Origin of the sequence: Nitratireductor sp. GCM10026969, from assembly GCF_042660605.1 — a bacterium.
Lineage (GTDB): Bacteria > Pseudomonadota > Alphaproteobacteria > Rhizobiales > Rhizobiaceae > Chelativorans.
In genome coordinates this window covers 16,031-27,863 of the sequence record NZ_JBHSUM010000049.1, presented here as the reverse complement: position 1 = coordinate 27,863, position 11,833 = coordinate 16,031, and the positions used below count along the sequence as shown (strand labels likewise).

12 protein-coding genes are annotated in these 11,833 nt (G+C 65.5%); 8 read left to right on the top strand and 4 right to left on the bottom strand.

The window, feature by feature from the left end:
• Positions 1 to 377 (top strand): HpcH/HpaI aldolase/citrate lyase family protein (locus ACFP9U_RS12260; protein WP_378621746.1); only part of this gene is annotated, 377 nt, incomplete at its 5' end.
• Positions 378 to 662: 285 nt separating this feature from the next.
• Here the strand turns inward: ACFP9U_RS12260 and ACFP9U_RS12255 are convergent.
• Together ACFP9U_RS12255 and ACFP9U_RS12250 are read right to left on the bottom strand one after the other, a co-directional pair.
• Entirely contained in the window at positions 663 to 1,277 is a 615-nt protein-coding gene (locus tag ACFP9U_RS12255; protein ID WP_378621744.1) for a flavin reductase family protein, read from the bottom strand.
• Complete coding sequence (locus tag ACFP9U_RS12250; protein WP_378621749.1) at positions 1,277 to 1,840, bottom strand: nitroreductase family protein; 564 nt, start codon at positions 1,838 to 1,840, stop codon at positions 1,277 to 1,279. Before ACFP9U_RS12250 ends, ACFP9U_RS12255 begins: the two co-directional genes overlap by 1 nt.
• A gap of 114 nt (positions 1,841 to 1,954) precedes the next feature.
• Between ACFP9U_RS12250 and ACFP9U_RS12245 the strand changes: the two genes are divergently transcribed.
• Positions 1,955 to 2,917, top strand: a complete 963-nt coding sequence (locus tag ACFP9U_RS12245) for a hypothetical protein (protein WP_378621742.1) — start codon at positions 1,955 to 1,957, stop codon at positions 2,915 to 2,917.
• Between the two features lie 177 nt (positions 2,918 to 3,094).
• Here ACFP9U_RS12245 and ACFP9U_RS12240 read toward each other — a convergent pair whose 3' ends face one another.
• Both ACFP9U_RS12240 and ACFP9U_RS12235 read right to left on the bottom strand, forming a co-directional pair.
• A complete protein-coding gene (locus tag ACFP9U_RS12240; RefSeq protein ID WP_378621741.1) occupies positions 3,095 to 4,552 on the bottom strand; it encodes an NAD-dependent succinate-semialdehyde dehydrogenase in 1,458 nt (485 codons plus the stop codon).
• A 188-nt stretch (positions 4,553 to 4,740) separates the two neighbouring features.
• Positions 4,741 to 5,688 (bottom strand): AEC family transporter, encoded by a 948-nt coding sequence (locus ACFP9U_RS12235; RefSeq protein ID WP_378621739.1) that lies wholly within the window; start codon positions 5,686 to 5,688, stop codon positions 4,741 to 4,743.
• A gap of 125 nt (positions 5,689 to 5,813) precedes the next feature.
• Between ACFP9U_RS12235 and ACFP9U_RS12230 the strand changes: the two genes are divergently transcribed.
• The 6 genes from ACFP9U_RS12230 (at position 5,814) to ACFP9U_RS12205 (ending at position 11,774) form a co-directional block, all read left to right on the top strand.
• Positions 5,814 to 6,368, top strand: coding sequence for a histidine phosphatase family protein (locus ACFP9U_RS12230; protein WP_378621738.1), 555 nt, complete (start codon positions 5,814 to 5,816; stop codon positions 6,366 to 6,368).
• Between the two features lie 125 nt (positions 6,369 to 6,493).
• Positions 6,494 to 6,775, top strand: a complete 282-nt coding sequence (locus ACFP9U_RS12225; protein WP_322452092.1) for an acyl carrier protein — start codon at positions 6,494 to 6,496, stop codon at positions 6,773 to 6,775.
• A 27-nt stretch (positions 6,776 to 6,802) separates the two neighbouring features.
• Positions 6,803 to 7,987, top strand: coding sequence for a beta-ketoacyl-ACP synthase (locus ACFP9U_RS12220; RefSeq protein WP_378621736.1), 1,185 nt, complete (start codon positions 6,803 to 6,805; stop codon positions 7,985 to 7,987).
• Between the two features lie 65 nt (positions 7,988 to 8,052).
• Positions 8,053 to 9,273, top strand: a complete 1,221-nt coding sequence (locus tag ACFP9U_RS12215) for a beta-ketoacyl-ACP synthase (RefSeq protein ID WP_378621747.1) — start codon at positions 8,053 to 8,055, stop codon at positions 9,271 to 9,273.
• A gap of 230 nt (positions 9,274 to 9,503) precedes the next feature.
• The gene (locus tag ACFP9U_RS12210) at positions 9,504 to 10,532 is read left to right on the top strand and encodes a zinc-binding dehydrogenase (RefSeq protein WP_378621734.1); all 1,029 of its coding nucleotides are present in this window, start codon (positions 9,504 to 9,506) and stop codon (positions 10,530 to 10,532) included.
• Positions 10,533 to 10,838: 306 nt separating this feature from the next.
• Positions 10,839 to 11,774, top strand: a complete 936-nt coding sequence (locus tag ACFP9U_RS12205) for a lipid A biosynthesis lauroyl acyltransferase (RefSeq protein ID WP_378621733.1) — start codon at positions 10,839 to 10,841, stop codon at positions 11,772 to 11,774.
• The last annotated feature ends 59 nt before the right edge of the window (positions 11,775 to 11,833 follow it).

Below are 11,833 nucleotides of genomic sequence, written 5' to 3'. Positions count from 1 at the left end.
CGGGGCGCTACACGAACGTCTTTGCGCTCGCCCGCGCCACAACGCTCCTGGCGGCGAGCGCGGCCGCAGTGCCGGCCGTCGACACCGTCTTCCCCGCCTTCCGCGACGAGAACGGCTTCGCCCGCGAATGCTTCGAGGCCGAGCGTGACGGCTTCACCGCCAAGATGGCGATCCACCCTGCGCAGGTGCCGGTGATCAATGCCGCTTTCACGCCCTCCGCGCGAGCAGTGGCCGAAGCCCGCCGTGTCGTCTCGGCCTTCACGGAAGCCGGTGAAACAGGCGTGGCGAGCCTAGACGGCGCGATGATCGACCGTCCCCACCTCCTGCGCGCCGAGCGCATCATCGCCCGCGCCAAGCTGGCGGGTCTGGAAGAGTAGGGCCTGTGGACTCAGCCCGGAAAGACCCCCTCTCTTGCAAATTCTAAGGGCTTGGGCGTTGCCCAAACCCAAGAATTTGCTTTCTCCCCCGCCAAGGGGGAGATAACAGAGGCATCATCGCTGCTGCCAATCACAAGCCTTGGCGATTTGCAGCAAGGCGTGTGCCATTCTTTCTCCCCCTTGGCGGGGAGAAAGCGATTTCAACATCTTAGCTGGAGCGAAGCGGAGGCTAAGTGTTAGAAATCGCAAGAGAGGGGCTGCACGCACTGATACCTACTACAGCCCCTAACCCTTCCGATCCTTCCAGCGCGGACGGCGCATGGCGAAGGTCTCCGTCACTGCAGCATAATCCATATAGCCGAGGCGGGAGAGGTTCTGCGCCTTGGTGACGTCGAACAGCCCGTTGGTAAGCATGGCATCGTCGATGTGCACGCCGATCACCTCCCCCATGACCACGAACAGGCCCGCCGGACGTCCGTCGAGCCCGCGCGGCTCCAACACCTCCGTCACCTTGCATTCGAGGGCGGCCGGCGCTTCGGCCACGCGCGGACAGGTGACATGCCGGCAGGGGGCGGGGGTCAGGCCGGCAAGGGCGAACTCGCTCACGCCGGCAGGCGCGTCGATGGCGCTTTCATTCATTTTTTCCGCCAGGGCGCGGCCAACCAGATTGACCACGAATTCGCCGGTCTCGCGGGCGATGGATGCGCTGTCCTTCTCCCCTTCCGAGGAAAACCACACTAAAGGCGGTTTGCTGGAAAGGGCATTGAAGTAGGAATAGGGGCCGAGATTGAGCGCGCCGTCCGGCCGGCACGTGGAGATCCAGCCGATCGGCCGCGGCGCCACGATCGCCTTGAAGGGATCGTGCGGCAGGCCATGGCCGTTGCGCGGTTCGTAGAACATCACGACTGCTCCCAGGGCCCGGCATAGTCGGTGAAGAGAGCGGAAGCATCAGGGCGCGGACGGTCGGGCGTGCCGCCGGGATGGCTGCCTATATGCACGAAGCCGACCACCCGTTCATGCGGGGCGATGCCCAGAATGCGCCGGCCCTCCGCAAGATCGGAATACCAGTTGGTGATGAGGTTCGTGCCGTAGCCGAGCGCGTTTGCGGCGTGGATGAGGTTCATCGCCACCATGCCGCCGGACAGGAACATTTCCCACTCGGGAATCTTGTCGCTCTCCTTGGGACTGGAGACGACACCAATCACCAGCGGCGCACGCGAAAACCGGGTCAGCTCCTTCTCCCGCTGCCCCCGGCTCAAGGGGCCCTGGTGCGTTTCGGCGAGATCGGCAAGCATCCGACCCACACGCTCGCGCACCTCGCCGTGGTAGCGAATGAAGCGCCACGGCGCCAGCATGCCGTGGTCCGGCACGCGGATGGCGGCTTCCAGCATCGTCTCCAGTTCTTCATCCGACGGCGCCGGCGCGACGAGCTCATGGATCGGCGGCGAACGGCGTGCGCGCATGAAGTCGATAAACGGCTGGTTCAAGGTCAAGCTCCTGTTGTCGCTGATGGAGGGCGCACGGCAAGCGGCAAGTGCGGTCTTGAAATTGCCACCCCGCTGGGCTTCAAAGCAAGCATGAGGTTTTCTGTCAGGCGATTCGTCACACTTCTTGCCGCCGCATTTCTCGGCATGGCCGCCCCTTATGCGGTCGGGCAGGAAGGCGATGCCTCGCTCGACAAGCTGCGCCTGCCCGGCCTCAACGAATATCTTCCGCCCCAGAACCGGTCCCCCCTGGCACTGGAGGAAATGGGCCAGGTCACGCTTTCGGCGCAGCTCACCGAGGAGGCCGGCGAAATCCCCCGCGGGCTTGTCTGGCGGGTGTTCTCGCCCGAGCCCGACCGAAACGGCAAACTGCCGCTGATCGCCACCGCGCAAGGTGGCACGAGCGTCCTGTCGCTGTCACCGGGCAGCTATCTGGTGCACGCGGCCTACGGCCGTGCGGGCGCGACCAAGCGCATTACGGTGGGGAGCGAGCCGAAGAGCGAACGCCTGGTGCTCGACGCCGGCGGGCTGAAGCTGGACGCGGTGCTTTCGGGCGGCGTGCGCATCCCCCACGACCGGCTGCGCTTTTCCATCTACGAAGCCGAGCCGGAAGCCACGGGCGAGCGGCCGCTCGTCATCCCCAACGTCAAGCCGAACGCGGTGGTCCGGCTCAACGCCGGCACCTATCACGTCGTCTCCACCTATGGCTCGGTCAACGCCGTGATCCGCTCCGACATCCGCGTCCATGCGGGCGAGCTGACGGAAGCCACCGTGGAGCACCGGGCCGCCCAGCTCACCTTGAAGCTGGTACGCGAACCCGGCGGCGAGGCCATCGCCGACACGGCCTGGTCGGTCGTGACCGAGACCGGCGAAATCGTCCGCGAGACGGTGGGCGCCTTCGCCTCCATGGTCCTGGCCGAAGGCGAATACACCGCGGTCGCGAGAAACCGCGACCGCATCTACCAGAGCGACTTCACCGTCGTCCCCGGACGCAATCAGGACGTCGAGCTTCTCCCCGATGATCTCGTCGAGGCCGCAGACACGTTGACGGACTGAAAGCGGACAGATCAACGAAGCATCAAAATCACAGCGCAGATCTTCTGTCTGCACGTATTTCCTGCTCTCTGAATTGGCCTCCGTACAGCCGGAGTTCCACCCTTGGGCGCGCACCGCCGAACATCCCGGCCGCGCTTCCAACGGCCGGGACATGCGGTGACGATACGGCGATCGGGCCTACAGCCCCAGTCCGCCGATGCAGACATATTTGGTGTCGAGATAGTCCTCGATGCCCTGATGGCCGCCCTCTCTTCCGAGGCCGGATTCCTTCATCCCTCCGAACGGTGCCTCCACCGTGGTGATGATGCCTTCGTTGACGCCTACGAGCCCGTATTTCAGCCCCTCCATCACGCGGAAGGCGCGGCCGAGGTCACCGGTATAGAAGTAGCAGGCCAGGCCGAAGACCGTGTCGTTGGCGAGCGCGACGCCCTCTTCCTCCTTTTGGAAGCGGAAGATCGGCGAGACCGGGCCGAAGATCTCCTCCTGCATGAAGCGCATGTCGGGCGAGGCGTCGGCGATGACGGTCGGCTCGAAAAAAGTGCCGCCCAGCGCGTGCCGCTTGCCGCCGGTCACGAGGCGCGCGCCCTTCCCCGTCGCATCGGCAATCAATTCCTCCACCTTGCCGACCGCCTTGTCGTCGATCAGCGGGCCCTGCTGCGTGCCGTCGTCGAGACCGGGGCCGACCTTGAGTTTGTCGGTGGCTTCCACCAGCTTCTCGACGAAGCGGTCATAGACACCCTCCTGCACGAAGAAGCGGTTCGTGCACACGCAGGTCTGGCCGGAATTGCGGTATTTCGCCGCCACCGCGCCCTGCACGGCGCGCTCGACGTCGGCGTCGTCGAAGACCAGGAACGGCGCGTTGCCGCCAAGTTCCATCGAAACCTTCTTCACCGTGCCGGAGGCTTTCTGCATCAGGATTTTGCCGACCTCCGTCGAGCCCGTGAAGGTGATCTTGCGCACCAGCGGATTCTCGGTGAGTTCGTCGCCGATTTCCGATGCCGATCCCGTGACGATGTTGACCACGCCCTTCGGGAAACCCGCTTCCTCCGCAAGCACGCCCCAGGCAAGGCCCGAATAGGGCGTCTGCGAGGCGGGCTTGGCGACCGCCGTGCACCCGGCGGCAAGTGCCGGTCCGATCTTGCGGGCGAGCATGGAAGAGGGAAAGTTCCACGGCGTAATCGCGCCGATCACGCCGACGGGCTCCTTGGTGACGAGGATGCGCCGGTCGGCCCAGGGAGACGGCACGACGTCGCCGTAGACGCGCCGCCCCTCTTCGGCAAACCACAGGATGTAGGCCGCCGACATGCCCACCTCCCCCTTGGCCTCGGCGAGCGGCTTGCCCTGCTCGAGCACCAGGAGTTCGGCAAGGGAGTCCTGATTGTCCATGATCACGTCGTGCATCCGGCGCAGGAGCTTGGCGCGGTCGTTGGCCGAGGTCTTCTTCCACGACTGGAAAGCGTCTTGCGCCGCCTCGATCGCGCGCCTCGTCTCGGCGCGGCCGGATTTGGGCACGGTGCCGATCACCTGGCCGTTCGCCGGGTTGGTGACCTCGATCGTACTGCCCGAATCGGCCTCGACCCACGCGCCGCCGATATAGTTCGCCTCGCGCATGAAATGGCTTGTCTTCTTCAGCATTCTTCCTCCTTTCGCGCCGATCGCGCCTCCGACCGCATGCTTTGCCCGTGTGTCCGCAGACTGGTTCAACACCCGCCGCACGGCAAGCGCCACGAACGGGTGCGTGACGGGCCAGCCCTGCTTAAAGTTAGTGCCGTCCGGATCACCTGCAAGACACTTCGCCCGCATCCATCGCGCGCCGGGCACGATCAGCCGAACACCCTTTCGGCAACGGCGAGCCAGAAGGCGGTGGTGAAGACCGCCACGGCGGTGGCGATGCTCATGGCATTGGACGAAAGAGCCTGTCCCGTGCCGAAACGGCTTGCGATGAGATATGGGTTGACGCCGGAGGGCAGCGATGCAGCCGCCACCACCACCTTGGCGCTCAAGGGCGGCAGTCCAACGAACTTGGCGAATGCCAACGCCACGGCCGGCATGAGGAACAGCTTGACCGACGAGACAGCAAGCGCCGGCCGGATGTCGCCCTTGATGCCATAGCGCCTGAGGCCGAGCCCGACGGCGAACAGCGCCACCGGGGCGGCGACGTCTGCAAGCGCGTTCACGAGCCTCTCCATGAGCGTGGGCATCTGCAATCCCGAAAAGCGCCACAGGAGCCCGGCCAGGATGCCGAGGATCAGCGGATTGGTGAAGAGGCCGTGGATAAAATCGACGAACACCGCCGCAAGACCCCTTGGCGCCTCCTCGCCGCCCAGCCAGGCAAACAATATGATGGTGGCGGCCATCATGACCGGCAGGTGAACGGAAAGGAGGAGCGACAGGATCTCGAAGCCCTGCTGGCCGTAGACGCCCAGCATGAAGGGAATGCCCAGAAGCGCGAGATTGGAGAAGCTCGCCGCAAGGCCACCGACAATGCCCGCCCGGCTGCCACGCTTGAAAAGGCGCATCACCATGAACTGCCCCGCTCCCCAGACCAGGATTATGGTCGCGAAATAGGTCAGCCACAATTTCCATGGCAGGCTGTCGCCGAAATCGGCGCCGGCCATGGTCCTGAACAGAAGCAGGGGCACCGCCACCCCGACCGCGAAGTCCGACAGGGCCTCGCCCGTTTGCTCGTCCAGCAGGCCCAGCCATCCGCTGACATAACCCAGCGCAACCAGTCCGAAGATGAAGGTGATCGTTTCGACGAGGGGAGACATCGGCACCTGCTTTATGGCACCTGCCCGCCTGCGACAAGCGCGTGCAGCACCACACGCGCAAGAAGCTGTGATTGCACCTGACCTTGCCGAACTCCTATATGGGACTTCTCACGGAAGGAATGTCCATGCTCCGCTTCTTCGTCGCCCTACTCGCCCTCCTCGCTGCGGCGCCCGCCGGGACGACGGAGGCCGGCTGGGCGCTGTTGCGCAATGGCGGCCAGGTGGTGCTCATCAATCACGCCCATGCGCCCGGCAGCGGCGACCCCGCCAACTTCGATATCGAGAACTGCACCACCCAGCGCAACCTGTCCGACCGCGGGCGGCAGCAGGCGCGCCGTATGGGCGCCCTCTTCTTCGCCCGCGCCGCGCCCATCGAGCGCGTCCTGACGAGCCGCTACTGCCGCGCACGCGACACCGCCGACCTCGCCTTCGGCGACAACGCGGTGGAGATCTTCGAGGCGCTCGACTATTTCGAGCCGGGTTCGAAGGCAGAAGAGGTCCAGACCGAAGCCGTTCTGGAGCGTATCCGCGGCTACAGCGGCGCCGGCAACCTGCTCATGGTGACGCATCAGCCCAACATCCAGGCCCTCGCCGGCGTCAAGGCACGCGAAGGTCAGGCCATCATCCTTTCGCGCTCGGGCGAAACCATCGGGGTGGCGGCCCGCGTCGGCTTCGACTAAATTGTCATCTGCAATATGGGGTTTGCACCGGGCATGTCTTGCTTCGCCCTTTTCCTGCCGCGAAAAACCGATTAGACAGCCGACCATCCGACAAGAACCGAATCCCCACCTTCGAGGGAACCGCAGTGACGACAACATTCGACAAGGTTGCCGAGATCATCGCCGAAACGAGCGAGGTCGAGCGCGACAAGATTACCCCGGACAGCCACACGATCGACGACCTCGGCATCGACAGCCTGGATTTCCTGGACATCGTTTTCGCGATCGACAAGGAATTCGGCATCAAGGTGCCGCTGGAGCAGTGGACCCAGGAGGTCAACGACGGAAAGGTCCCGGCCGAGGAATATTTCGTCATGAAGAACCTGTGCGCCAAGATTGACGGCCTGATCGCCGCCAAGGCGGCCTGAGCACCGGTCCGGCGGCAGCGAGGCGATATGGACCCGAAGGACGTCGTCATCACTGGTCTCGGCATCGTTTCGTCGCTGGGCGTGGGTGCGGACACGCACTGGCGCGCACTGACGACGGGCACGCCTTCCCCGGTTCTCGACGAGGAGCGCTTCGCTCCCTACACCGTCCACCCGCTGCCGGAGATCGACTGGAGCACGCAGATCCCGAAGCGCGGCGACCAGCGCCAGATGGAAACCTGGCAGCGCCTCGGCACCTACACGGCCGGGCTGGCGCTCGAGGATGCCGGCCTGAAGGAAGACCTGGAACTGTGTGCCGCCATGGACATGGTGGTGGCGGCCGGAGGCGGCGAGCGCGACGTGGAGGTCGACCAGGCCATTCTGGACGCCTCGCTGACGCGCAACGACCATGACATCCTCCTGAACGAGAAGCTGACCACCGAGCTCAGGCCGACGCTCTTCCTGGCGCAGCTTTCCAATCTACTGGCCGGCAACATCTCCATCGTTCACAAGGTCACCGGCTCCTCGCGCACCTTCATGGGCGAGGAAGGCGCCGGCGTGGCGGCAATCGAGACGGCGGCCGCGCGCATCCGTTCCGGCCAGTCGAGTCATCTCCTGGTGGGCGCCTCCTTCCAGACCGAGCATCCCGACATGCTTCTGGCCTATGAACTCGGCGGCTTCCTGCAGCGTGGCGGCTGGTCGCCGGTCTGGCAGCGGCGGCCGGACGACGGCGGCGTCATCACCGGCTCGGGCGCCGCCTTCCTGGTGCTGGAATCGCGGGCACATGCCGAAAAGCGCGGCAGGAAGCCCTACGCCGCGATCGGCCCGGTCGTCTCCGGCCGCGCACAGCGCAGGGGCGAGGCCCTCCGGGAAACGCTCGAAACCATGCTGAGCGGCCTTGGCGGCGACGATGCTCCGATGCTCGCCATCTCCGGCGCCTCCGGGGCACATGCGGCTAGCCGGGCGGAAAAGGCCGTTCTGGACGCCCACGGCAATCTCGTGCCACGCGGTTTCTCCTCCCTGACCGGGCATTTGAAGGAAGCTCAGTTTCCCTTCGCCGTGGCGCTCTCCGCGCTCGCGGTCCATCACGGACGGGCCTACCCTTCCTTCGACGCGGAGAACGAGAAAACCTACGAGCCCAGGCCTTCAGCCGTGCTGGCAACGGCGGTCGGCTACAACTGCTTTGAGGGCATGGGGCTGGTGCTCCAGCCCTGAGCGAGAAAGGCAGAGACGTGAAGACGACGGACAGCTTCGGAAGACCGCTTGTCGCCGTCACCGGCATGGGCGTGGTCACCTCGCTCGGCCAGGGCAAGCGCGATAATTGGGAAGCGCTGACCGGCGGACGGTCCGGCATTCACCGCATCACCCGCTTTCCCAGCGATCATCTCGCAACCACGATTTCCGGCATGGTCGACTTCCTGCCCGAAAGCACGCGCGGGTCAAGCCCACTCACCTTCGCGCTGGCGGATATCGCGGCCGAAGAAGCCATCGGCGAGGCGGGCCTGCCGGCAGCCGATTTCGGCGGTCCTCTGTTCCTCGCGGCTCCCCCGGTCGAGCTCGACTGGCACCACCGCCTCCGGCTCTACGCGCAATCGGAGCGCTCCGGCGACTGGCGCAGTCTGATCGAGGCGGCGCGCAAGGCCAACGAGACGGCGCTTTTCGACGAGAGCCAGTTCGCCACCATCGCCGACCGGCTGTCGGACAAATACGGCACGCGCGGCCTGCCCGTCACGCTTTCCACCGCTTGCGCCTCCGGCGCCACGGCCATCCAGCTCGGCGTGGAGGCGATCCGCCGCGGCGAATGCGACCGGGCGCTTTCCATCGGCACGGACGGCTCGGCCACGGCCGAAGCGCTTATCCGTTTCTCGCTCCTTTCGGCGCTCACCACCCAAGACGAGGTGCCGGAAAAGGCCTCGAAGCCCTTCTCCAAGGACCGCAGCGGCTTCGTGCTCGCCGAAGGTTCAGGCGCCCTCGTGCTGGAATCGCTGGAAAGCGCGCTTGCCCGCGGCGCCGAGGTGCTCGGTGTCGTCCGCGGCTGCGGCGAGAAGGCGGACGACTTCCACCGCACGCGCTCGAAGCCCGACGGTTCGCCCGCCACCGCGGCTGTCGTGGCCGCCCTTTCCGATGCAGGCATGCAGGCCGACGAGATCGCCTATATCAACGCCCATGGCACCTCGACGCCGGAAAACGACAAGATGGAGCATATGTCGCTCTCGGCCGTCTTCGGCGAACGCATGCCCACCCTCCCGATCTCCTCCAACAAATCGATGATCGGCCACACCCTGTCGGCGGCCGGTGCGGTGGAGGCGGTCTTCTCGCTGCTCACCATGCGCGACGGCGTTATCCCGCCCACCATCAACTACGATGTGCCGGACCCGTCGATCGAGCTCGACGTGGTGCCGAACGCGAAGCGCGAGGCCGACGTTGCAACGGTCCTGTCCAACTCCTTCGGCTTCGGCGGGCAGAACACCTGCCTTGTCATGGCACGCGAAGCGGGCTAAGCCGTCGCGACTGTTGGGAATTGGTATGTTGTGCGTGCCTCCACCCTCGCCCTTCGACAGGATGAGGATGTAGGCAAGGCGAGGTTAGCGGCACGTCCACCTGAGATGGACAGGCGCGAATGTGAGCCCTCATCCTGAGCCTGTCGAAGGACGAGGGCGGGATGCCGGACCACGCCCCGATTCCTGCGGACCATAAAACGCTCCAGCGTTCCAGCACGAGACCTTTCTCCATGCGCGCATTGCAACTCATCGCCGACCGCAAGCTCGAGATCACCGATATCCCGCCCCCGCCCCCGCCGGCACAGGGCGAGGTGACCGTTCGCATTTCCGCCGTCGCGCTCAACCATATCGACGTGTGGGGCTGGCGCGGCATGGCCTTTGCCAAGCGCAAGCTGCCGCTGGTCGTCGGCGCCGAGGCGAGCGGCGTGGTGGATGCCGTCGGTCCCGGCGTGAGCGGCCTTGCGCCCGGCCAGCTCGTTTCCATCTACGGCGCGCGCACCTGCGGGCTCTGCCGCCCCTGCCGCGAGGGCCGCGACAATCTGTGTGAGCATGTCGGCGGCGTTCACGGCTTCCATCTCGACGGCTTCGCGCAGGAGAAGATCAACCTGCCGGCCCGCCTCCTGGTCCCCGCCCCGCCCGGCGTCGACGATATCGGCGCCGCCGTTACGCCGGTCACCTTCGGCACGGTCGAGCACATGCTGTTCGACAATGCCAGGCTCGAACCCGGCGAAACCATTCTCGTCCATGCCGGCGGCTCGGGGATCGGCTCCGCGGCGATCCAACTCGCCAAGCGCATGGGCTGTACGGTCCTCACGACAGTCGGCTCGGATGAAAAGGTCGAGAGAGCCCGGGCACTGGGCGCCGACCATGTGATCAACTATCGCGAGGACCGTTTCGAGGGTGCGGTGCGCAAGATCACCAGGAAGCGCGGCGTCGACGTCGTTTTCGAGCACGTGGGCGCCGATACCTGGGCCGGCTCCATGCTCTGCCTGAAGCGCGGCGGCCGCCTGGTCACCTGCGGCTCCACCTCCGGTGTATCGACGAACATGAACCTGATGCAGCTCTTCCAGCAGCAGCTCAAGATCCTCGGTTCCTTCGGCTGCCGCATGGAAAACATGGCCGACGCCATGCAGAAGATGGCCGCGGGAATCGTCACACCGGTGATCGACACCGAGGTCGGCTTCGAGGAGATCGACACCGCGCTCGCCCGCATGGAAGGCCGCGACGTCTTCGGCAAGATCATTTTGCGCGTCGGTTAGGTCCGAGATTGCGTATATGATTTCGCCGCCGGCCCCCTCTCTTGCAAATTCTAAGGACTTGAGCATTCGCTCAAGCCCAAGAATTTGCTTTCTCCCCCGCCAAGGGGGAGATAGCGCCGGCATCGGCCTCTCCGCCAATCGCCAACATCGGATAATGGCTAAGGCGATGGTGCAGCGCACCTATCTCCCCCTTGGCGGGGGAGAAAGCGATTTCTTAGGTTTAGCGAAGCTAAGCCTTAGAAATCACAAGAGAGGGGGCCCCGCGGCAGCACTCATTCGCACCACCCCGCCGCGCCCTGCCACAAAATGAAGCCCCTCCTCCGCAAACTCGGCCGCAGCCTCAAGACCGCCGAGCACTGGCTGACGGCGCAGGTCTCGCTTGCCGCCCTCGCCCTTCTGCGCCGCCTGCCACCCGACAAGGCGCTGAATTTCGCCGAGCGCGTCGCCCGCAGGATCGGCCCGTTGTTCGGCCGCCACCGCGTGGCGCTCGACAATCTGCGCAAGGCCTATCCGGAGAAATCCGACGCCGAGATCGAAGCGATCGCCTCCGACATGTGGGCCAACATGGCGCGGCTGGCGGTCGAGTACGTCTTTCTCGACAAGCTGTTCGACTTCGATCCCGAAGCGGCCGAGCCCGGCCGTGTCGAGGTCGAGGGCATAGAGATCTTCAAGCGCGTGCGCGCCGAGGACCGGCCGCACATCTTCTTCACCGCCCATATCGGCAATTTCGAATTCTTGCCGATCGCCGCGGCCACCTTCGGCCTCGACGTGAGTTCCCTCTTCCGCCCGCCCAACAATCCCTACATTGCCGACTACATCCACCGCACCCGCCGCACGGCGATGGGCAGGCTCGTCCCCTCGCGCGCGGGCGCGGCATTGCAGCTTGCCCGCATCCTGGAAGAAGGCGGTAATATCGGCGCGCTGGTGGACCAGAAGTTCATGCGTGGCGTGCGCACGCGCTTCTTCGGCCGCGAATGCAACACCAGCCCGCTCGTGCCCAAGCTCGCCCGGCAATACGATTGCGATGTCTATCCCGCCCATTGCATCCGTCTGCCCGGCGGGCGTTTCCGGCTGATGGTCGGCGAAAAGCTCGTGCTGCCGCGCGATGAGGGCGGCGGCGTGGACATCGAGCGCATGGCCCAGCAGCTGAACGACGTGGTGGAGGAATGGGTGCGCGCCGACCCCGGGCAATGGATGTGGTTCCACAAGCGCTGGGATATCCGCGGCAAGCGGCGGCGCTGACGCCGGTCGGGTGTCGCCGGGACAAAGCGCCCGGCGGGCGATTTACTCACCGCCTGTTT